Annotated in this window: 16 protein-coding genes and 1 tRNA gene; 10 read left to right on the top strand and 7 right to left on the bottom strand. The window is 40.2% G+C overall.

Features of this window, described 5'->3' with window-relative positions:
- Positions 1-18 precede the first annotated feature (18 nt).
- Entirely contained in the window at positions 19-1,275 is a 1,257-nt protein-coding gene (locus QZ407_RS12275; protein WP_295771455.1) for a metallophosphoesterase, read from the top strand.
- A gap of 235 nt (positions 1,276-1,510) precedes the next feature.
- Positions 1,511-1,852, top strand: coding sequence for a DUF3276 family protein (locus QZ407_RS12270; protein ID WP_157543188.1), 342 nt, complete (start codon positions 1,511-1,513; stop codon positions 1,850-1,852).
- A 72-nt stretch (positions 1,853-1,924) separates the two neighbouring features.
- Here the strand turns inward: QZ407_RS12270 and QZ407_RS12265 are convergent, their stop codons facing one another.
- On the bottom strand, positions 1,925-2,410 hold the full coding sequence (locus QZ407_RS12265) for a DUF5362 family protein (RefSeq protein WP_295771450.1): 486 nt from the start codon (positions 2,408-2,410) through the stop codon (positions 1,925-1,927).
- Positions 2,411-2,493: 83 nt separating this feature from the next.
- Complete coding sequence (mgtE, locus tag QZ407_RS12260; RefSeq protein WP_295771448.1) at positions 2,494-3,855, bottom strand: magnesium transporter; 1,362 nt, start codon at positions 3,853-3,855, stop codon at positions 2,494-2,496.
- A gap of 229 nt (positions 3,856-4,084) precedes the next feature.
- On the opposite strand from mgtE, the gene ychF reads away from it, so the two are divergent.
- The 4 genes from ychF to QZ407_RS12240 all read left to right on the top strand — a co-directional run bounded on the left by ychF (position 4,085) and on the right by QZ407_RS12240 (position 9,264).
- The gene (gene ychF / locus QZ407_RS12255) at positions 4,085-5,185 is read left to right on the top strand and encodes a redox-regulated ATPase YchF (protein ID WP_295771446.1); all 1,101 of its coding nucleotides are present in this window, start codon (positions 4,085-4,087) and stop codon (positions 5,183-5,185) included.
- A 177-nt stretch (positions 5,186-5,362) separates the two neighbouring features.
- Positions 5,363-8,296, top strand: coding sequence for a M16 family metallopeptidase (locus QZ407_RS12250; RefSeq protein ID WP_295771444.1), 2,934 nt, complete (start codon positions 5,363-5,365; stop codon positions 8,294-8,296).
- A 119-nt stretch (positions 8,297-8,415) separates the two neighbouring features.
- Positions 8,416-8,487, top strand: a tRNA-Arg gene (locus tag QZ407_RS12245).
- A gap of 198 nt (positions 8,488-8,685) precedes the next feature.
- A complete protein-coding gene (locus QZ407_RS12240) occupies positions 8,686-9,264 on the top strand; it encodes a hypothetical protein (RefSeq protein ID WP_295771442.1) in 579 nt (192 codons plus the stop codon).
- Between the two features lie 139 nt (positions 9,265-9,403).
- Here QZ407_RS12240 and QZ407_RS12235 read toward each other — a convergent pair whose 3' ends face one another.
- Together QZ407_RS12235 and ligD are read right to left on the bottom strand one after the other, a co-directional pair.
- Entirely contained in the window at positions 9,404-10,222 is an 819-nt protein-coding gene (locus QZ407_RS12235; RefSeq protein ID WP_295771439.1) for an alpha/beta hydrolase, read from the bottom strand.
- Positions 10,223-10,595: 373 nt separating this feature from the next.
- Positions 10,596-12,677 (bottom strand): DNA ligase D, encoded by a 2,082-nt coding sequence (gene ligD, locus QZ407_RS12230; protein WP_295771437.1) that lies wholly within the window; start codon positions 12,675-12,677, stop codon positions 10,596-10,598.
- A 304-nt stretch (positions 12,678-12,981) separates the two neighbouring features.
- On the opposite strand from ligD, the gene QZ407_RS12225 reads away from it, so the two are divergent.
- The 4 genes from QZ407_RS12225 (at position 12,982) to QZ407_RS12210 (ending at position 20,266) form a co-directional block, all read left to right on the top strand.
- Positions 12,982-13,560 carry an RNA polymerase sigma-70 factor gene (locus tag QZ407_RS12225; RefSeq protein ID WP_295771435.1) on the top strand — a complete coding sequence of 193 codons (579 nt, stop codon included), beginning with the start codon at positions 12,982-12,984 and terminating at the stop codon, positions 13,558-13,560.
- 138 nt (positions 13,561-13,698) lie between these two features.
- Entirely contained in the window at positions 13,699-14,694 is a 996-nt protein-coding gene (locus QZ407_RS12220; protein WP_295771433.1) for a FecR family protein, read from the top strand.
- Between the two features lie 178 nt (positions 14,695-14,872).
- Positions 14,873-18,280 carry a TonB-dependent receptor gene (locus tag QZ407_RS12215; RefSeq protein WP_295771430.1) on the top strand — a complete coding sequence of 1,136 codons (3,408 nt, stop codon included), beginning with the start codon at positions 14,873-14,875 and terminating at the stop codon, positions 18,278-18,280.
- A 15-nt stretch (positions 18,281-18,295) separates the two neighbouring features.
- Complete coding sequence (locus QZ407_RS12210) at positions 18,296-20,266, top strand: RagB/SusD family nutrient uptake outer membrane protein (RefSeq protein ID WP_295771428.1); 1,971 nt, start codon at positions 18,296-18,298, stop codon at positions 20,264-20,266.
- 66 nt (positions 20,267-20,332) lie between these two features.
- Here QZ407_RS12210 and QZ407_RS12205 read toward each other — a convergent pair whose 3' ends face one another.
- The 3 genes from QZ407_RS12205 to QZ407_RS12195 are packed head-to-tail and all read right to left on the bottom strand — an operon-like array spanning position 20,333 to position 22,006.
- Positions 20,333-20,836 (bottom strand): MOSC domain-containing protein, encoded by a 504-nt coding sequence (locus QZ407_RS12205; protein ID WP_295771426.1) that lies wholly within the window; start codon positions 20,834-20,836, stop codon positions 20,333-20,335.
- A gap of 8 nt (positions 20,837-20,844) precedes the next feature.
- Positions 20,845-21,228: a DUF3037 domain-containing protein gene (locus QZ407_RS12200; protein WP_295771425.1), complete on the bottom strand. Its 384-nt coding sequence runs from the start codon at positions 21,226-21,228 to the stop codon at positions 20,845-20,847.
- Positions 21,206-22,006, bottom strand: coding sequence for a HipA family kinase (locus QZ407_RS12195; protein WP_295771423.1), 801 nt, complete (start codon positions 22,004-22,006; stop codon positions 21,206-21,208). Before QZ407_RS12195 ends, QZ407_RS12200 begins: the two co-directional genes overlap by 23 nt.
- Between the last annotated feature and the right edge of the window lie 370 nt (positions 22,007-22,376).

Raw genomic sequence — 22,376 nt, 5'->3', positions numbered from 1 at the left:
GTTTATTACATCTAACTTATGCGTCACGGATTTTTGCAGTTTTCGTTGTTTTTGGCCACAGCCAGTATTTTATTGGATATATATGTATACCACGGATTTAAGCCGCTGCTTAAAAGTTGGAGTAAAACCGCCCGCCGCACTTTATTATATATCTACTTTGGAATAAATATAGGCGTAGCTGTAGCGCTGCTGCTCAGTTTAACCAATGCCGGTAAACCGCCAGGTATGACGGTGATGCACCAGTGGTTGTTAAGCATATTTATTACGTTGCTGGTTACAAAGGTGATATTTGCCTTAGTACTGCTGTTTAATGATGTATACCGGCTGATAGTTGCACTTTCTACCAAAAAGGAAGATAGGGTAAATGGAGAAGGTTTTTTGCCTCAACGCAGAAAATTTGTGAGCAAGGCGGCTATCACAGCAGCTGCTATTCCTTTTGCATCATTTTGGTATGCAATGCTTAAGGGCAAGTATGATTATAAAGTACACAAACATACCTTATATTTTGAGGATTTGCCCGAGGCGTTTGATGGCTTTACCATAACGCAATTGTCTGATATACATTCAGGTAGTTTTGATAATGCAGACGCTGTTCAAAGAGGTATCGATCTAGCTAATGCTCAAAAGTCAGACCTGTTTGTATTTACCGGTGATTTGGTGAACAATGTGTCGTCAGAAATTGAACCTTACATACACCGTTTCAAGCAGCTTAAGGCACCATACGGACAATTTTCAATTTTAGGTAATCATGACTATGGCGATTATGTACAATGGCCTAACGATGAAGCTAAAAAAGCTAACTTAATGAAGTTGCATCAGCACCACCGTGCAATGGGCTTCAGGTTAATGCTCGACGAAAATATAAAGCTTGAAAAAAACGGACAAGCCATTTCATTAATTGGTGTACAAAACTGGGGCAGGGGCTTTATACAGGTTGGTAATCTCGATAAAGCTTTAAAAGGAGTAAGTACAACAGATTTCAAAATACTGCTATCGCATGACCCTACACATTGGGAAGAGATTGTTCGATATCATCCAGCTAACGTACACCTTACTCTGTCAGGACATACACATGGTGCGCAGTTTGGGGTTGAAACCGATAAATTCAGGTGGAGCCCTGTAAAATACCGCTATCTTGATTGGGCCGGTTTGATGGTTGAAAAGGGCAGGCATCTGTATGTTAACCGTGGCTTTGGCTTCCTGGCCTTTTCGGGCAGGTTAGGTATATGGCCGGAGATTACTGTAATAGAATTAAAAAAGGGTAAACCCGCTTAACTTCTATTTCTCATTGGTTAACATAACCTTAGTTTATACAACTTTTTCTGATGGCTTGCGTAAACGTAATGGTTTGCTATTGTATGGCAGTTTCTAAAACGATGCAAGGCTAAATTGCCTGTTCGGATTATTTAAAAACATTTACAAAACAAGTGTACTCTTTTTGTAAAAATTGCTTGCAATTTCAAAAAATGATTATATTTATGCAATCATTACTATTACAACACTTTTAAACATGGGAGATTTTGACAACAGAGAGAGGGATGAAGTTTTCTCGAAAAAGGTAAGGGCCGGCAAGAGAACTTATTTTTTTGATGTAAAGGCAACGCGTTCAAACGACTATTACATCACTATAACTGAGAGTAAAAAGCGTTTGGAAGATGGAGCTTTTGTGAAACACAAAATCTTTCTTTACAAAGAGGATTTCGAAAAATTTGCCGAGGGTTTAAAAGATACGGTTGACTACATTAAAGCCAACCAGGAAGTAGTAGAAAAACGCTACGAATTCAGCGAACTAAATGAAATTACCAAAGCTGCAGGCGTTGCCGGTGCAACTGAGGAAGACTTTTCTTTTTAAGGGACTTTTATACTAACCAAATCAAAAAAGCCCGTGATGTACATCACGGGCTTTTGTATTTTACTGCGTTTATTATTGCCTGAAAGCAGAATAGGTGCTCATGCCTATAATTCCGGCTATAAAAACTAACGCGTATATTGATAGAATTACAATAGTAACTATACCAATAAACTTAAAGCACGATTTTAGTTTACCAAAGGCTTCGGCAAGCTCAGCACTGTTTGCAAATAATATTGCTTTTTTAGCTTTGCTACTAAACTGAAACAGGTACAAAGTTGGGAAAAAGTAAAAAATGGCAATTAGTACATACATAACAGTCATAACCCCTTGTACCGAGCCTGCCATAGGGTTGCCTCCCATTGCACTAAGGCTTGACATAATTGATGATATAAACGAACCAAGCAATAAAAGCAAGGCGCACATAATAAAACCAATGATGCTTAAAAAATTGCCCCATTTGGCAATTATCTGAATGTAATACTGCGCCTCATCGGTTAAAAACATTTTGTGTTCTGGCTCGGGCACAGGTGAGAAGGTTTCGATAGGTTTGTCTTCCATTTTATTGTGTTTAGTGTTTTAGAGTGATGCTGATAAAACTATAAAACAATAAGTTATAAAACAATACTATTGAAGCCAGACCATTAAATATTCATGATAGATACAGCAATGGTAAAGTAAATGATTAAACCGGTAACGTCAACCAGCGTTGCCACAAAAGGAGCGGAGGATGTTGCAGGGTCTAACCCCAGTTTTTTAAGTAATAAAGGCAACATTGATCCAGCCAGTGACCCCCATAACACAATGCCAACCAGGGCAAAAGCTACTGTAAAGCCAACCGCCATCCAATGAGGCCCGTATATGTTACTGAAAAGTGTCCATACAAAAATTCGTATAAAGCCAATTAGCCCCAGCGTAATACCTAAGAGTAAGCCTGATACAATTTCGCGACGCATAACTCTCCACCAATCGGCCACGGTAACCTCACCAAGGGCCATAGCCTGTATTATGAGTGTTGATGCCTGAGAACCGCTGTTTCCGCCGCTTGAAATAATAAGAGGAACAAAAAGGGCCAGCACAACAGCTTTGGCTATCTGTCCTTCAAAATAGCCCATTGCCGTAGCCGTAAGCATTTCGCCTAAAAAAAGAATGATAAGCCAGCCTACACGTTTCTTAACGAGTTTTAGCAGTGGCATATCCAGGTAAGGCTCATCAAGCGCTTCGGTACCACCAATTTTTTGAATATCTTCAGTGTATTCTTCGTTAGCAATCCACAAAATATCGTCAACAGTAACAATACCCAGCAGTATGTTATTATCATCAGTAACAGGTAACGCCACCCTGTTATTCATCCTGAATATGTTTATGGCTTCCTCCTGCGGGTCATTCACATTAAGGGCAATAAGGCGGTCGTCAACAAGATCGCTTACCTTGGTGGCAGGGTCAACCAGTAGTATTTCCCGTATACGTATATCATCCAACAGTACGCCGTTGTCATCAATAACGTAAATTACATCAATGGTTTCAGAGTTTTTACCGTAACGGCGTATGTGCGAAAGTACCTGAACCACATCCCAGTTTTTTTTCACGGCAATGTAGTCGGGAGTCATCAGTCGGCCAACGCTGTCTTCTTCGTAACCAAGTAACACCAAAGCTTCCTTGCGGTCATCTGGCGGAAGATGTAAAATTAGTGCCTTTACTGTATCGGCGTGCAGTTCGCCAAATAAAGCGGTACGGTCGTCAGGTGGCAGTTCGTTTATAAGTTCTGCAGTTTTGGTGCCGGGCAGTTTTTTGAGTAAGCGCTCCTGTACCGGAAAATCAAGTATCCTGAAAACGTTTACTGCGCGGTTAAGAGATAAGAGCTGAACAAAGCGGTGTGCATGTTCGGGGAGTTCGCCAATCAATTCTTCAACTTCCGATATGTTCAGATTGTTCAAATAGTCGGTTAGCTGTTGTTCATTATTTTGTTGCAGTAACAGTTCTACTTGTTCAACCATTTCTTCCATACTCGGCCCCCGTGTTTACATTTTAATAATAAAATACAGTTTTGTTTAACGCCCGCAAAAGTCGTTTATTTTTTCAAATTTTAAGGGTGTTTTTATATTATCTTTGCGCAAAATTTTTTGTTGGTTGAGTGGTTGATCAAAGTAAGCGGTTAAGTAGCTAAATGCGCATTATTAACTATTTACCAATCAACAATTCAGCTCAACTAACTACTTAACAAAAACTAAACTAATGGGTTTACAATGTGGTATAGTTGGTTTACCAAACGTGGGCAAATCAACACTTTTTAACTGTTTATCAAACGCAAAGGCACAGGCGGCAAACTTTCCGTTTTGTACCATTGAGCCAAACGTGGGTGTGATTACTGTGCCCGACGAGCGCCTTACCAAACTTACCGAGCTGGTAAACCCGCAACGCGTTGTACCCAACGTTATTGAAATTGTTGACATTGCCGGCCTGGTAAAAGGAGCAAGCAAAGGTGAAGGTTTAGGTAACCAGTTTTTGGGTAACATACGTGCAACAAACGCCATAATTCACGTTTTGCGTTGTTTTGATAATGATAACGTAATTCACGTTGATGGTTCTGTTGATCCTATACGAGACAAAGAGATAATTGACACCGAACTGCAGTTAAAAGACCTTGAATCGGTTGAAAAAAAGCTGCAAAAGGTTGAAAAGGCCGCTAAAACCGGTGGCGATAAAGATGCTAAAAAAGCATTTGAAGTATTAGGCATTTACAAAGAACATTTACTTAGTGGTAAATCAGCCCGTACGGCTGCTGTTTCAGAAGAAGATCAGGAGCATATAGCCGATTTATGGTTGTTAACCGCTAAACCGGTAATGTACGTATGTAATGTTGGTGAAAGTGAAGTTAACACAGGTAACGCATACGTTGAAAAAGTACGCGAAGCTGTTAAAGAAGAGAACGCCGAGGTGTTGATTATTTCTGCGCAAATTGAATCGGAAATAGCACAACTGGAAACTTTTGAAGAACGCCAAATGTTTTTGGATGATTTAGGTTTAGAGCAGTCGGGCGTTACCAAACTTATAAAAGCTGCATACAAGCTGCTTAACCTAAGTACCTATTTTACTGCCGGAGTACAGGAAGTACGCGCCTGGACTATTACTAAAGGTTTTACCGCACCACAGGCTGCAGGTGTAATTCATACCGATTTCGAAAAGGGCTTTATACGTGCCGAGGTAATAAAATATGATGATTACGTTAAATACGGATCAGAAAATGCCTGTAAGGAAGCTGGTAAATTAAGCGTTGAGGGCAAAACTTACATTGTTGAAGACGGTGATATTATGCACTTCAGGTTTAATGTTTAAGGCATAATTGCAAGCAGTGAAATACAAGCTGTTTATGCAGCAAACATAAAAGGCCACCTGTTAAGAATGGCCTTTTTCTTTTTGGCCTTAATAAAATGTCAACGAGCATTTTTTTATGGATGTTGGTCTTTGTAAAAACTGGTTTTAAAGCTATATTAGGCCTTTAATCAACTCTCAATGAAATTTAAACATTTGATTATCAGCTGCTGGCTAAGTTTTGCCGGTGTGGCTGTTATGGCCCAGTCGCAGTTTGAATGGAAAACTGCAACAGCCAACGGTTATCCGTACAAGTACGTAACCGGCGACCCAACCCACTCACGCTTTTATACACTTAAAAACGGTTTAACCGTTATTTTGAGCGCTACGCCAAAACAGCCTCGTATACAAACGTTTATAGCAGTTAAAGCCGGTAGCAAAACCGACCCTGCTACCAATACAGGTTTGGCTCACTACCTGGAGCACATGATGTTTAAAGGCACCGATAAGTTTGGTACACTTGATTGGGCTAAAGAGAAGCCTTTGTTAGATAAAATTGATGCTTTGTACGAGCAGTACAACTCAACCAAAGATGAGGCTAAGCGCAAAGAAATTTATAAGCAAATTGACCAAACCTCAGGAGAGGCAGCTAAGTATGCTATTGCCAATGAGTATGATAAGGCAATGGCTGCAATGGGTGCGCAAGGTAGTAACGCCTTTACATCTTTTGAGCAAACTGTTTATACTGAAGATATTCCAAGTTCTTCTGTAGATAAATTTTTGACCTTGCAGGCCGAGCGTTTCCGTAAACCGGTATTGCGCATATTCCATACCGAATTGGAAGCTGTGTACGAAGAAAAAAACCGCGGACTTGATAATGATAGCCGTAAGGTTTTTGAAACCATGTTTGCTGCGCTGTTCCCTAACAATAACTACGGTAAACAAACTACTATTGGTACTATTGAGCATCTGAAAAACCCTTCGTTAAAGAAAATAAGGGACTATTATAACAGCTACTACGTACCTAACAACATGGGCATCATTATGTCTGGTGATTTTAACCCCGATGTAATGATCAAGAAAGTTGACCAGTACTTTAGCTACATGGTACGCAAACCTGTACCTGCTTATACTTTTGGCGCCGAGCAGCCAATTACCAGCCCGGTTAAACGCGATGTATATGGCCCAACGCCTGAAAATCTTACTGTAGCTTTCCGTTTTCCGGGTGCCAGCACCCGCGATGCGCAAATGCTTAGCTTGGTAAGCGATATTTTAACCAATGGAAAAGCAGGTTTATTTGATCTTGACCTGGTTAAAAAGCAAAAGCTGCTTAGTGCCGGAGCTTTTTCATACGTACTTAAAGACTATAGCGCTTTAGTATTGCAAGGTAATCCTGTTAAAGGCCAAACCCTTGATGACGTGCGCGGCTTGATGCTTGACGAGATAACAAAATTAAAAAAAGGCGAATTTGCTGATGATCTGATTCCGTCAATTGTAAACAACTACAAAAAAACAATTATTCAGCAAAACGAAGAGTACGGTTCTCGTGCTAATAACCTGATGGATGCATTTACATCTGGGGTTGACTGGAAAACAAATGTTTCTACAGTAAGCGAGCTTTCAAAAATTACAAAGGCTCAAATTGTAGCGTTTGCTAACAAGTATTTGAATGATAACAATTACGTTATAGTCTACAAGCACCAGGGAGAAGACAAAGACCTTGTTAAGGTTGATAAACCAACCATTACCCCGGTAAGTGTAAACCGCGAGGCACAATCACCGTTCCTTAAACTGGTAAATGGAATGCCTGCCAACGCAGTGCAACCTGTATGGCTTGATTACAATCGCGATATTCAGCGTGCTAAAGCCGGTCAGTTAGATGTTCTATCTGTTCAGAATAAAGACAATAGTCTGTTCCGTTTATTTTACCGCTACGATATGGGTAGCTGGAACAATAAGCTGCTGCCGGTTGCTGCGCAGTACCTGCAATTTTTAGGTACCGACAAAATGAGCGCTGAAGACTTCAGTAAAGCTTTCTACAAACTTGCAGCATCATTCAACTTAACTGCCAATACCGAAATTACCACTGTAAGTATTAACGGACTACAGGAAAACTTTGGCAAAGCAGTTACCTTGTATGAAGATCTTATTGCCAACTGTAAACCAGATGCTAAGGCGCTTGAAGGACTTAAAGCCCGCTTGAAAAAGGCGCGTGAAAATGCGAAGCTTAACAAAACTGCAATTATGCAGGGCTTATTAAGCTATGCTCAATACGGTGCGCAAAATCCATTTAATAACGTATTGAGTAACGAAGAGCTTGACGCTATTAAAGCCGAAGATTTGGTTGCTTTACTTCACAGCCTTGCAACATACAAGCACACCGTGGTGTATTACGGGCCGCAGACAGCAACTGCTTTAGCAGCTTCGCTTACCCCTTTGCACAAAACGCCGGCACAATTTACTGAGTACCCGGCTGCAAAGAAATTCAACCGTATTGTATCAGATAAAAACAAAGTGTTGTTTGCCAATTTTGATATGGTGCAGGCGGAAATTAACTGGATACGTAATGAAACACCTTACGATGCTACTAAAACGCCAACAGTTGAATTATACAACAACTATTTTGGTGGTGGTATGAGCAGTATTGTTTTCCAAACTATTCGTGAATCAAAAGCTCTAGCTTACTCAACGTATGCAACATACGCCGAGCCTGCTAAAAAGGACGACAACAGTGTATTTGTTGCCTACGTAGGTACGCAGGCCGATAAATTTAACGAAGCCATTAAGGGTATGAATGAGTTACTGAATGATTTACCTGAATCAGAAAAAGCTTTAAGCGTAGCCCGCGATAATATCCGTAAATCTTTGGAGACTGATCGTGTGACTCAGGACGGTATCATTTTCAACTACCTGGCTGCAAAACGCCGCGGACTTGACTTTGACCAGCGTAAAACAACGTATGATAGTTTAAACAAATTAAATTATGCTGATGTTAAAGCGTTCCATAACAATGAAGTGAAAGACAAACCATACACTTACTGTGTTGTGGCTTCAGAAAAACGCCTTACTGACGATGATTTGAAAAAGTATGGTGAGCTTACCAAGCTTAACCTTAACCAGGTGTTTGGTTACTAGTTAACACTCATACAAAAAGGCCTTCTTGCTTAGCAGGAAGGCCTTTTTTATTTTAATCACTAAAACGCGTTAGTTACCTTTGAATAAGGTTGAAAAAACTATATTTGCTGCCACAAAAAGCTCCCGTAGTTCAATGGATAGAATTATGGTTTCCGGTACCATCGATAGGGGTTCGAATCCCTTCGGGAGCACAAAAAAGGCCACTTAAATTAATTAAGTGGCCTTTTTTATATTTTTTGTGCGGAATTTGTGCAGGTTATTTTGAGCATGTTTATTAACCAAATAAGGGTTATCATTTTAAATTTGAGTATGCGTTGATTATAGCTATAAAATGAAATTTTAAAGCTGTTAAAGCGTGGTTGATAAGTACTGTTAAAAAACTTATAAAAATGAAATTGTTTTTGATCCTTTTTATATCTGTTTTTGTATCTCACGCTTGTTTAGCGCAATCAAACGCTGATTCAATTAAAATAAAAAAGATTGAACTTAAAGGCGACGCATTTAAAAACGCGCTAGAGAAGTTTATAGAAGATAAAACTGCAGATAATTCGTTATTTAGCAAGGGGCGCGGATTTGTAATAGTTAGGCCTACGTCATCGTATCCAAAGCTGCCGCCTAATACTTCTGCCATATTTTATGTAAATGTAGACTATTACGGGCTCGATAATGCAGAAAACGATCGTATGTATCCCTCTTCATATGCAATTAGTAGTAGCGGAAGGTTAATAATGATGTACGAGAAATGGGTTCCCCGCGAAAGAAAAGTCAAATACACTGCTGACAGTAAGGCAAAGTTAAGGGCGGAATTGGAACCTTTCCTTCCAAAGTATAAAATGATACCTGCATTTAATGATTCAACTAAGCTAGTCAAATTCCGAGAAGAAAATTCTATGCAGCTACATGGCGGAAAATACTTCTTTGTTCTTAATGACAGTAGTGTTGTTGTTAGAGATACAAGACCCTATTAAAATAAGTGTTGATATTTAATCAAACCTGACAAGTTTGGATATGCTGTATTAGCCGGATGACCGCTTTTGTATAAAGCTTTGATGTTATTTTGTTGTATATAAGTAGTAATCCAAAAACAAATAAAGCATTACCAAACTTCTATTTTCCCCCTGATGTAATTGCTTTACTCACTTCATTAATTTCTTTTATAAGTAGTGGAAAGGCAGGCTGAGCCATTCCGCCATGGTCGAAGCCTTGCAACTCGTACAAGCGGGTTTGTTTATTTCCTGCCAGCTTCATCATGCGTAATAAATAGGCATTTTCTTCATACCGGCCAAGTAGCTCCAGTTCACGGTCGCCGGTGATAAGTAACATAGGGGGCGCGTCAGCTCTCACATGGTAAAGTGGGGCATACTCGTCAATAATTGGCTGAACATCTTTTATGCCTCTTTCCTGGCGTACCGTAAAATGAGTTATGGCTTGTCCGCTAAATGGTATAAGTGCGGCAATGCTGTTAGCATCAATGTTATATTTTTTAAGGTACTGTTTATTTAAGGTGGCCATCATGCCAAGGTACCCACCGGCCGAGTGTCCCGAAACAAAAATTAATTTGTTGTTACCGCCATATTTGGCGATGTTATTGAATGCCCAGGCAATTGCTGCAGCAGCATCTTCAATGTATGCCGGTGCTTTAACTTTGGGAGACAAACGATAACCAACACCTATAACTGCAAATCCTTTTTGAGTGAGTGCAGCAGGTATTTCTTTACTGCCGCCTGTTATGCCTCCACCATGAAACCACAGTACCGTAGCAAAATTTTTCTTGTTTTTTGGGTAGTAAATGTCTAACCTGCATTGTGAGTTTTTATAAGCATCACCATTGCCATCTGCATAGTATGAAACATTACGCTGGGTATCATATTCCTGAGCTACTGCAGCGCTGGTGATAAAAAACAAAATGATAAGTAAACGTTTCATAATGGCAAGGTATAAAATTTAATTAATACGCTTTACAGGAGTTGCCTGCTAAACAGTAGGGCAATTGGAGGTATGCACCGTTAAACGGCATTTTCTTTTTCGAACCTGATGCTGTTGAATTCACATTTTTTAGTGCCGTTTTGTTTGTACTTGTAAGGCTGCATAGATAGCATGAACAAGGCTTCCCTGTTGATTTATAAACATGATTATCTGCCGTTATGCCAAGTTTTTTTTGTAATCTTTTAAACATGTGCATGCCTTTTAATTTGCGTTGCTGTTTATTCATCCTTATGTAGCAAAGTGTTAAATAATGTTAAGTATCAAGCTTTAACATAATGTGTGATATACCTTAGTTGCAAACTTAACCCACATGTCATTTAAACAGCGAGTTAGCCTTTATTAAAACTTTGTCCAAATTTATGCCCTTGCCCAGTACAGGTTTAAATAAATCGCCTTGGTCTTTAAGACGTTTAACGGTATTGTGAATGGTAAAGTCCTTCATGGTAAGTCCGGCTTTAACCTCATCCCAGTGTAACGGCATTGAAACGGTTGCGCCCGGTTTAGGCCTTAGTGAATAGGGGCAGGCAATAGTAGCTCCCGGGCGGTTTTGTAAAAAATCCAGATACATTTTACCGCCGCGATTGGCAATTATACGTTCAACACTTGTAAATTCAGGTAATTGCTCATTTACAATATGTACCAACTTGCGTGCAAAATCTTGTGATTCATCGTAAGTGTATTGGGCAGCGAGTGGTATATAAATGTGTAATCCTGTTGAGCCCGAAGTTTTAGGAAATGATGGAACACCAATAGCCTCAAGTACTTCGTGCACTTTTTGGGCTGCTTCAATAACCTGGCTGAAAGTATTTTTATCCGGATCTAAGTCAATTACGCAGTAATCGGGGTTATCCGGCGCCGCAGTGCGACTGAACCAAGGGTTCATTTCAATGCAGCCTGAGGTTACAGCCCAAAGCAAAGTATCTTCATTATTACCAACCAAGAACTCCTTGTGCTTACCATCACTGGTAGTGTAAGGATAAGTTACTGCCCACTCCGGCGCTTTGTCCTTTACGTTTTTTTGGTAAAAGCTTGGTCCGTTAATACCACCAGGAAACCGGTTAAGCGAAAGCGGCCGATCTTTAAGGTAAGGTAAAATGTATTCGGCAATCTGATAATAATAATTGAGCATGTCACGCTTGCTTATATTATCTTCCGGCCAGTATAGCTTTTTTAGGTTGTTGAATTTGATGTTATGACCGCAAACAGGACGTACCTGGCTTGCCTCATTGGGGTTGAGCAATGTGTTACGGTCTCTAACCTCCGGAGCTTTAAGCGCTTTAGCGAATGCTTCACTTGCAGATTGGGTTTTGGTAACAGCATTAGTGTGTTCTGTGACCTCCCGTACAACATCTATGGCTTTTTTGTCGGGCCGTAAACCTTTAAATGATGGCTGCCTGAATACTCCATCAGATGTAATTTCGCTGAATTCAATTTCGCCAACCAACTCGGGCTTTAACCAGGTGGCAACAGCTTTAGGCGGGTCAGGACGGAACCGTGAGGGTTTATTGATGTCAGGAATAGTTTTAAAAGCACTTTTTTTAACAATGTAAGGTTGAAATGCATCCATTAGTTCCTGCTGCATTTTCTTATTAAATCCTGTTCCAACCTTGCCGGTAAATTGCAGTTCACCATTTTCATACACACCTAATAATAGGGAGCTGAAAAGTTTGCTGGTACCCTCATTAACGGTGTAACCTGCAATAACAACTTCCTGGCGCTGGTGTACTTTTATTTTAAGCCAGTCTTTCGAACGGAGATCAAGAGTATAAGTGCTGTTTCTTTTTTTAGCAATAATGCCTTCCAAGCCTAACTTTTCAGCATCTTTAAAAAAGGATTTTCCATTGGTAGTGAATACCTGACCAATCCGTACCCGGTCGTCATCGGCTGGCAAAATCGATTTTAAAATTGCCTGGCGCTCAACTAAGGTGAGCTGTGTAAGATCTTTTCCTTCGTACCACAAAAGGTCGAAAACATAGTATACTAATGCACCATCAGCTTCGCTTCTCCAATTTTGTAGTTCACCAAACTTGGATACTCCTTTATTATTAAGTACCAGTACCTCACCATCAAGCACAGCGTCCAGCTTCCAGGTTTCAAGCAAATGATGTATAGGGTAAAACTTTTCAGTAAAGCTTTTATTATTGCGCGATAGGAGGCTTACTTCACCTTTGTTTAAAACCGCCAGCGTGCGGAAACCGTCCCACTTAACTTCAAATTGCCAGTCTTCGTCATCAAAAGGCTCATCTACAAGGGTAGCCAGCATAGGTTTCACTTGCTTAGGAATAGCACCTTTTGGTGCCTTTTTAAGTAAAGCCGTAATATTTGTTTTCTCTACATTGTTATGAGCCGCTTTTTGTGCCAGCTTGTCAAGTGTTTTGGCTTTGTCGTTTTGCATATGAAAGGCTTTCTTATTTATACACCTATTAGCTCTATAAGGTTTGTTGTTCAAAATATTGCAACACATAACATTTTGTGAATTAAAAGCCTTGAAGTGCAAGCATGACACTACAGGATAGTAAATGCTGAAATATTATTTACGTTAGTTGCACCAATTACCGATCTGTTTTTTATAGCCAATTTTCATTTGTTATTAAGCAGTGTGTTTTCTTAAAATGCGCTTGTGTTGCAGTACAGGGCTGGTTTTTTGGTTTTTTATTTTAACAAAGGTTGACTTTTAACTGAATAGTGTTTACAGAAAAATGCCCAACGTACAAAGCCTGAATGATGTAGAGTTACTGGAACTGATAAAGGCAGACCACGAGCAAGCCTTTGAGGAAATCTATAACCGTTACTGGAAGCAGCTTTACTCGTTTGCGTATAAACGAGTGAAAAGCCGTGAGGTGGCAGAAGAAATAGTACAGGAATTTTTGACAAACTTTTGGGCAAACCGTAACAAACTGAAGATACAGACTTCATTTGAAGGATATATTTACACCTCAGTAAAGCATTTGGTGTTAAATTACTTTGCTCGCGAAAGTCGTAAAAGTATTGTATTTGAAAACATATCATTGACCACCTCCCATGCCGATTATTCAACCGAGCAGATTATACGCTTACATGAGCTTAATACTGTAATAGCAAAAGAGGTAAGCATTTTGCCCGAAAAGTGCCGTTCGGTATTTGAATTGAGCCGCATGCAAAATAAAACCAATAAGGAAATAGCAAGCACACTTGGAATTTCAGAGAAAACGGTAGAGGGGCATTTAAGTAAAGCCATTAAGCGTTTGAAAGTAAGCGTAACACTTATTGTTGCATTACTTTCATGTGTACTATATTAATCTTCAGTTTTTTTATCGCTCTACATTTTATCCGAAAAATAATTTAGCGGGCATGCAAGGGTAAGGCAGGGTTTAATTGTCATATACTATATAAACCAATTAAACTGAGCTTCTTAACCTGTAATTGCACGCTATGGTATGAAAATTACCCCTCAACTTATTCGTAAATATTTAAATAACACTTGTACACCGGAGGAGAAGGAGTTTGTAGATGAGTGGTACAAAAGTTTTGACGAACATCCTGACCCGCTTCGTTTTTTAGATGAAGTTGAGCAGGAGAGTTTAAAGCGTTCAATGTACAATCGCTTTACGCAAAGCGTTGAACAAAAGCATGAAAAGGGGGGCGACAGCTTTTTTAGTGGTAAGTTGTACACTGTTTTTTGTGCAGCAGCAGGAATTGCCGCCTTGTTGTTACTAGTAGTAAAGATTGCCGATACCTGGCTAACATCAGCTACTGTTCAACCAACAAACCTGCAAGCCAATATAACTTATAAAAACACCGGCTCAAGTATATCAAAACGGATCCTCCCTGACCGCAGCATAGTTTGGCTGAATCCCGAAAGTTCAATTACCTATCCCCAAAAATTTAATGACCATACACGTCAGGTTAAATTAACCGGCGAGGCTTTTTTTGAAGTAACTAAAGATAAAGCTCATCCTTTTATTATAAACAGCGGGGAGCTTATCACACGCGTTTGGGGTACCAGTTTCCGGGTTAAAGCTTTAAAAAATATTCCTGCCGAAGTTTCGGTAGTAACCGGAAAAGTATCGGTTACACAGCGTGAAAAGGGACAGGAGATGATGCTTGTAGCCAACCAAAGGGTAACACTGCTTAATCATAATAAAATGGTTAAGCATGAAGGCAAGCAAGTTGAAAGCGAAATGCGGATGTGGAAAAAGGTATCACTATCATTTGAAGATGCTCCTTTGAGTAAAGTTTTTACGGCACTTAATCAGCGGTTTGGTATTCACATTTACACTAAGGAAGCAAACCTTAATGGGTTGACGTTTACCGCCGACTTTACCGATCAAAGTTTGCCGGCTATACTTGAAATGATCAAAGAATCAGTTAACGCCGGCTACCTGGTTGATGATGATAAGACTTTCGTGTTTAAATCAAATGCCACATTATAAAATGCATAATCCACTAAATACCAATGAATAAAAAGAGAAGACGATTTAAAAACCTGATATCGGTAAGTTAATGTAGGGGAACACCCGGTAATTAAGTTCAAGCCGATTATTTATTTAAAAACAACCAATTTAATGTATGCAATATCATTTACTAACTCCAACTAACTGCCTGAAGATTATGAGGATAACTTTGAGCCAGTTATTTATTGCATTAATACTCTCAACAGTGGCCTATGCCAAGAGTAGCAATGCGCAAATCCTTGATAAAATAGTAAGTGTTACTATTAATGAACCAAATTTAGAAAGCGCAATTAAAGCGCTGGGAGAAAAAACAGGCGTAAAGTTTGTTTACAGCAAAAGTATCATTCAAAACAACGCTAAAATCAATTACACTGCTACGGGGCAAAGACTTGATGCCGTTTTGGACAATATTTTACCCGATCAAATTAGCTATCAGCTGATTAACGATCGTATTGTATTGGCAAAAAAGCAATCGGTTGCAACTGCTGAAACCTCTGTAAATACGCCAGTATCGGCTCAGCAGCCACCTGTACAAATTAAAGGTAAGGTTACCAGCGATAAAGGTGAAGAACTGGTGGGCGTAAGTGTAACCATCAAAGGTTCAACCACCGGTACTATAACCGATGTAAACGGTAACTTCTCTATCACTGTGCCTGATGCCAATACAGTATTAGTGGTTAAATATGTTGGCTTCACAACACAGGAAGTAACTGTTGGAACCCAAACGAACCTTGATATAAAACTAATTACCCAAGCCAGTAACCTGAGCGAGGTAGTTGTTGTAGGTTACAACGTGGTAAAACGTTCAGATGTAACGTCATCCGTAGTAAGTATAAACGCACAGGAAATTCGCTCAAGGCCGGTAGCTAACGCATTAGAAGCTTTACAAGGTAAGGCTTCGGGTGTTGATATCAGATCGGCTGAAAGGCCAGGCACCTTAGGTCAGGTACGTATACGTGGTGTACGTTCAATTACCGCTACAAGTGATCCACTTTATGTTGTAGATGGTATCCCACTAAATGGCTCTATAGAAAATATCAATCCTAATGATATTGAAAATATAGATGTTTTGAAAGATGCATCAGCAACAGCAGTATATGGCTCACGCGGTGCAAATGGTGTTATATTGGTAACTACCAAGCGAGGAAAGGCTGGTAGGTTATCACTAGATTATGTTGGAACAGCTACCATCGAAACCTTGCATAACGCACAGGAGATGATGAATTCTGCTCAATATATTGAATTCAGGAGAGATGCTTACCGCAGAGTGGGATATTTGAACCCAGCAGCTAATGCTAACTCAACTTATCCTTTAACGCCCACTTTAGCTGATGACCGAAGGATTTTTGGCCAGGATGCTGTAGCTTTTGCAAACATAGAAAAAGGTTGGGCTAACGGAACGTTTGATGGTAGCCTTGTGCCAACCACCAACTGGGGTGACATGGTTAAAAAAACAGGCGTAACTCATGATCATATATTAAGCGCAAGTGGTGGTACAGATAAAATGACTGCATATGGCTCTTTTGGCTACCTGCGTCAGGATGGTACGCAAATTGGACAGAACTACACTCGTTACAGCTCAAAAGTAAGTGTTGATATAACGCCAACCAAGTGGTTTAAAATGGGTGCCAGTATAAACGCAACTTTCAGTGCGCAGAATTACGGGTTCCAAACTTCCAACGTCACCGGACCCGGTCAACTGTATTCTGCTGCATTAGGAATGTTACCATACGCAGTGCCTTTTGATGCCAACGGTAACCGTATAAATCTACCGGGCGGAGATGTTAACATTCAAAATCCTATTGGTGAAGAAAAATACAATATCGACCTGCGTAAAACTACACGTGCTTTAGGCTCATTTTATGCTGAGTTAAGCATTTTGCCGGGTTTAAAATACCGTTTGCAGTTTGGTCCTGATTTAAGTAATTATAATAACGGACGCTACCAAGATGCCTTATCTATTAACCGTGGCGCCGGCCAGGCAGGTTCGACTAACCAGGCCCAACTTGCTCAGGGTAATAGGATGACATGGACACTTGACCACCTTCTTTATTACAATAAGTCGGTTGGTAAGCATGACTTCGGACTTACTTTGTTACAAAGTTCGCAATCAAACCGTGAGGAAAGCTCAGCAATGACTGCAACTAAACTTCCTTACACCAAACAATTGTGGTACCAATTAAATTCGGTTTCGGCTCTTGATGCATTTAGCTCAAACCTTGTTGATTCGAGACTAAATTCATACATGGTACGTGGTAATTACACGTTTGACAATAAGTACATACTTACTGCATTTGTACGCTGGGATGGATCATCAGTATTGCAGCCAGGCATGAAGTGGGATTCTTTCCCATCGGTTTCAGCAGGCTGGCGTTTAGATCAGGAAGATTTTATAAAACAGTTTAGCTGGATTGATGCATTAAAGGTACGTGTTGGAGTTGGTACAGTTGGTAACGCTGCAGTAAGACCTTATACAACTATTGGTGCTTTACAAACGCTTTACTACACGTTTGGTCCAAATGTAAGCCCGGGTTATGTATCGTCTGACGCATCACTGGCCAATCCAATTTCACTTCCAAATCCAATTGGTTGGGAAAAAACAACGCAATATAACTTAGGAATTGAATTTGGTGTTTTAAAGAACAGGATTAATGGTGCTATTGATTTGTACACTACCCGTACGTCAGACCTGTTATTAAACAGAGGTATTTCGCCTATAAATGGTTATCCTTCTGCTTTTGATAACATAGGCAGAACTTCTAATAGAGGTATTGAGATTACAATAAATACTGTTAACGTAAAAACTAAAGATTTTACCTGGACAACGGGCCTTAACTTCTCTGCTACAAGAGAGAAAATTGAAGAACTTTCTTTAGGAAAGGTTAACGATGTATCAAACGGATGGTTCATAGGTCAGCGTGTTCAAACTTTTTATGATTACGAGAAAATTGGTATCTGGCAAGATACTGAGGACGACCAGCGTGAAATGTTAAAATATCAACAAGCTTCAAGCACTCCAACGCGCCGTGTATTTTATCCGGGTGATATTAAAATTAAAGATCAAAACGGTGATTATCGTATTGATGCAAATAATGACCGCGTATTCAGAGGAAGCCGTAGCCCGAACTGGAACGGTGGTATGACAAATACTTTCAATTACAAAGGCTTTGAACTGTCTGCATTTGTATTTGCCCGCTGGGGTTATATAATTGATGCTGGAGCTGAGTCATTACAAGGTCGATTTGCGCAACGCGTGCTCGACTACTGGACACCAACAAACCCAACAAACGCTTACCCATCTCCAAATTATAACAGTGCAGCTGGAGATGTTTACCGTACATCAATGAATTATCAGGATGGGTCGTTTATAAAAATCCGTAACATTTCCCTGGGATATTTTTTGCCTACCAAGCTTACCCAAAAGCTTAACCTGTCACGCGTAAAGGTTTATGCTCAGACATTAAATCCGGGTTATATCCATAAGTCAGTTGATTTTATTGATCCGGATACTCAAAGCGCAATTTTTAACAGAGGCTTTGTATTTGGTGTGAACGTAGGATTTTAATTGCAAACACAAATCATGAAAAAATTAGCTAAACTAATATATGGCGCCGCAGCAGTCACCACACTTATGGTGATGCCTACAAGCTGCAAAAAAAGCTTTTTGGATGAAAATCAATTAACAGCTTTAAATACCGAAGATTTTAAGACAACCTTTGGTTTAGACGGATTATCAGTTGGTATGTATCAAAGTTTACGTTTTCATTTCAATTATGAATGGGCGTATTCAACTACAAACTATGGCACCGATGAGTTTGCCGTTGGGGGCGACCGCACCATGCAAATGTGGAACTCTTATGATGCAAACCTTAACAGTTTCATTGGTGATGCTGCAACCGTTTGGAGTAATATGTACGGCAACATAAATTCCGCTAACATTATGATACAAAATGTGCCGCAGTATTACGAGGGAGCAAATAAAAATACTCGTTTAGGAGAAGGTTATTTTATGCGTGCCTTTGACTACTTTAAATTGGTTAAACAATTTGGTGGTGTGCCGCTGAAGCTAACTACATCATTAACCATTGAAGAGGAATTTCCACGTAATACAGCGCAGCAGGTATATAATCAGATAATAGCCGACTTTACACAAGCCTATAACTTGTTGCCTGCAACTCCAGCCGAAAGGGGCAGAATAACCAAATGGGCAGCTGCTCACTTTTTGGCAAAGGCTTATCTTTTCAGAGCAAGTGAAATTAATAGTGATTGGAATGCAAGCACTAAAGAAGCTGACTTGAATAAAGCGATACAGCTTTGTGATGAAGTAATCAACACAAGCGGTAAAAGCCTTGCAAATAATTTTAGTGATTTATGGAATTTTACAACTCCTGATGGACCGAATGAAACACTTTCAGAAGTTATTTTAGCAGCGGAGTTCTCAAACAATACTGCAACGCAAGGCCGATATGGTAATCAAATACATTTGTATTATCCATCAATATATCAGAATTTGCCTGGTATGGTACGTGATTTAGCGGGCGGCCGGGAATTTCAACGTTTGCGCTCAACCGATTACGCAATGGATGTATACGATCGTGTAAACGATTCACGTTTTTGGAAGAGCTTTAAAACGCGATATATTGCCAATAATGCAAGTGCCAGTAGTTATCCTAAATGGCCTGCAGGTCATCCTCAGGCAGGTCAAAATAAATTCTCAATAGGTCAGGAAGCAATTCTTTACATAGTTAATAATGCTGGCGATGCCCGTTATACAGCTGCTAACATTACATTGCGTGCACCGCACATGTTCGTAAGATACTTTGCAGGTCAGGCTGAAAACTTCCAGGGAAATCATGGCAATTACGAGGCAAGCCGTTATGTAGCGTTATCGAAATTTATGGATGGCTCGCGTAATGCTGTGGCGTCACAATTTGGTACGCGTGACGGTATCTTAGCACGTTTGGCCGAAACCTATTTGATTGCTGCAGAAGCTTATGGACGCCTCGGCAACTATGGTGCTGCTCTGCCTTATATTAATAAAGTGCGTGACCGTGCCGCTTATAAAGATGGCGAAGATCGTTCGTTTTATGTTGACGGAGGAGTTTCTTATAAAACCAACCCAGCTGTTAGCCCAACTGCACCTAGTTCTTATTCTGATCGTAACACTTATTACGAATCAAACAATATTACAACGCCTGTTACTACAAATACGTTAAATAGTATGCATATTAACAGCGTAGGTGACATTCTAAATTCCAGCCGCGAGTTTTACAGTCGTATTGGCGCTGCATCAGATGCAGATAAGTTTATGGCATTTATACTTAATGAGCGTTCGCGCGAATTAATGGGTGAACTGATGCGTTGGGAAGATTTATCTCGTACACGTACTTTAATTGCTCGCGCAAATGCGTTCAATGATGAAGCCCGTCCTGTTGCTCCAAAGCATTTATTAAGACCAATACCACAGGCGGTTCACCTTGACTTAATCAAGAAAAATGGTCAACCGCTAACATCAGCAGAAAAAGCTGCGGAGCAAAATCCGGGTTGGTAATATTCTTTTTGGTTTACATAGTAATACCCCGTTCTGGTAATTCAGGCGGGGTTTCTTCTTTAAGAATTATGAAGATTGCTCGATAAACACCTTATCATTAATACCAATGTTACCACCTTGTAGTATCCGGGCTGTGATACCTCCGTGTCCTCGCATGGCATTGTAACCTCCGGGGCCGAGAATGTCTTCCATCCGCGAGCAGGGGTGGCAATCGCCGGTATACTCCAGTAATACATCTCCAACCCAAAACTTCCGGTCTTTCAAGGAATGTAAATTAATGCCTTTAACCACAATGTTGCGGCGCAGCATACCGGGCGTTAGATGCGCTAACTGCATTACCGATGCTACCAAATCTATATGTTCCTGCTGTATAAGGGTAATTTGTCGCTTGCTTTTTTCCGAACCTGAAAAGTGATCGCCGGCAAGTCCTTTAAGAGTAATTGCCTCCACATTTTCTACTGAAAGCAGAGGTGCTCTTCGCTGAGGCCTTACGCCAATCCAGGTTACCAAGCCCTGTTGGGGCAGGGTGTCCATTAATTTTTGCAGTGGTGAATTTGGCGATAGCTTCATTTTTACCGTTATAATGCTAAACTTTCATGTAACCGCAATAACGTTGCCGCAGGGTCGGTGCAAAAGCCCGGATGAACTTTGGAGGCCTGAACTACAGTGCTACGTGTTGCTGTCAGCCACCTGAATCTTGATGCAGCATCAAGTTTTCCAATAGCTCCAGCCAGAGTTCCACCGTTGCATATTTTCTCAAATGCACCCAGGTTTGCAGCTACATCATCAACATCCATCATTTTGCAAAAAGATTGAAGCCTTTCAATGTCTACATGATATCGGCACTGCAAAAATTTTAGTTTGGCGCAGTACAATATCACTCCAACATTAATGAACTCTTCGCGCTCCACCCTTGGCATAACGCGTATTACCGCATACTCAAATAAGTGTTGCTCTGGCATTTTGTGCTTCTTTAATAAATACTGAAGATTCGGCAAGGCGCGTAGTTAAAAACTTATAATAAACTTCACGTCGTTCAGACGGCGATTGATCAGATGATGGATCGGATAGCCACTCCTCAGGTATGAGTTCAGTTATGGCTTTTATGCTTTGAGGCGTTAATATGGTTTTAAACTCCTGGTCTGTCTCATCAAGTTGAGTAGCCCATTGCAGCAAAACATGATCTTTGATTTGAGCAAAAGGACGTTTAGCCTGCTCTTCCCAGTTATGCCACGAATGATGGAAATATAATGATGCACCATGATCAATAAGCCAAAGCTCCTTGTGCCACATCAGCATATTGGTATTACGTGGTGTGCGGTCAACATTGGTGAGTAAGCAATCAAGCCACACAATTTGAGAAGATAATTTAGCATCAAGTTGTGTTAAAACCGGATCATAAGTAATAGCGCCCGAAAGGTAGTGTAGTGCCAGGTTAAGGCCTGTACTTGCCTTGAGTAAATCCTGAATTTCTTCATCAGGTTCGGTACGGCCGAAAGCAGTGTCAAGGTTAGCAAACACAATTTCAGGTATTTTGAAGCCTAGTAAGCGTGCAATTTCGCCGCCAATAAGCTCGGCAATCAGCGCCTTTACACCTTGTCCGGCACCTCGGAATTTCAATACATACAAAAAATTATCGTCTGCCTCGGCAATGGCTGGGAGGGAGCCGCCTTCACGCAAAGGCGTTACATATCTTGTTACGTTTACCGAGCGTAACTTGTGCATATCGTCGTTTTCCATTAGCGATGTGATATTGGGCAAAGATATGATTTAGCATTTAATCACTTATCAAGCCAATTTTAGGTTATATGCTTATTGCTACCCATGATGAATGCTTGCCTTAATTAGTTGTCGTTAATTGAAAAATTGTTCCATTAACTTATACAATCTTATATTATGGGTTGAGATTAATCTTTGTTTTCTAATCAAATCTTAATGCCTTAATTAAAATGCTTAACCGCAATTGATAATATTTTACAAACATTAGGAAAAATTTCATAATAAGAAAAGGTGCTAACGCCTACTTTTGATGAGCAATCCCGAACGTTTTTGCAGCTCCCCAATTAACCTGACAATCAATATTTTATTTATTGTTTCAAATGTGGTATCT

Source organism: uncultured Mucilaginibacter sp., from assembly GCF_913773635.1.
In the GTDB taxonomy this organism is placed as follows: Bacteria; Bacteroidota; Bacteroidia; order Sphingobacteriales; family Sphingobacteriaceae; genus Mucilaginibacter.
This window is presented reverse-complemented; position numbering and strand designations above follow the sequence as displayed.